The sequence below is a fragment of the Deinococcus rhizophilus genome, assembly GCF_030271215.1.
GTDB classification, from domain to species: domain Bacteria; phylum Deinococcota; class Deinococci; order Deinococcales; family Deinococcaceae; genus Deinococcus; species Deinococcus rhizophilus.
On record NZ_JASNGB010000367.1, the window covers coordinates 1 to 679 of the forward strand.

The following is a 679-nucleotide window of genomic DNA, read 5'->3' on the forward strand; positions in this document are numbered from 1 at the left end:
CCACGTGTACGACGACCAGCGGGCGCAGGCGGCGCTCAGCCTGGAGACGCTGCTCGCCCCGGTGCGGGGGAGCCGGGTCCAGGCGCGTCCGGGCTCCCCCGGGGAGTGGCACGAGGGACGCGCCAGCCTCGAGCGGCTCCACGCCGCGCTGGGGGCGTTCCTGGCGGAGGCTCCGGAGTGGGCGCGCCAGGTGGTGCGCGCGGGCCTGGAGGACCTCTAGTAGCGGGGCACGTTGCGGGCCTGGGCGACGGCCTCGCTCAGCCGCGCCACGGCATGGGGCAAGTCGGGTGGAGCCAGGGGATATCCGAAGCGCCCCGTCACGTCGTGCTCCAGCACCGCCGCCGTGGCCGACCAGCCCGCATACGCCGCGTAGGTCCGGGTGAGGTGCGGCCACGCCCGGGCGAAGCGCTCGGGGCCGGGCAGGCGTGCCCTCTTGACGTGCATGTTGTGGCCAGGATCGCTGGGCACCAGGTTCCAGAGTTCACCGATCGGGTGCACCGAGACCGGGATGATGTGGTCGAGGTCGAAGCGGGTGGGAGAGAGGGGATGACCGGTCCAGGGGCAGAAAAAGTCCTGGCCCCCGAGCATCAGCAGCCGCACCTGGTGCCGTTCCCAGGTCAGGGGCGTGCGGGCTTCCGGGGACGCGCTCAGGCGAGCGAACACCTCCCCGCGCGAGACC

General features: G+C 73.5%; 2 protein-coding genes. One reads left to right on the forward strand and one right to left on the reverse strand.

The annotated features are described in order from the left end of the window. On the forward strand, positions 1 to 220 hold a 220-nt coding region (locus QOL99_RS17375), incomplete at its 5' end, for a hypothetical protein (protein WP_285525665.1). On the opposite strand, the gene QOL99_RS17380 is transcribed toward QOL99_RS17375, so the two are convergent. Beyond that, positions 217 to 679 (reverse strand): HNH endonuclease (locus QOL99_RS17380; RefSeq protein ID WP_285525667.1); only part of this gene is annotated, 463 nt, incomplete at its 5' end. The two genes, QOL99_RS17375 and QOL99_RS17380, sit on opposite strands and share 4 nt — an antisense overlap.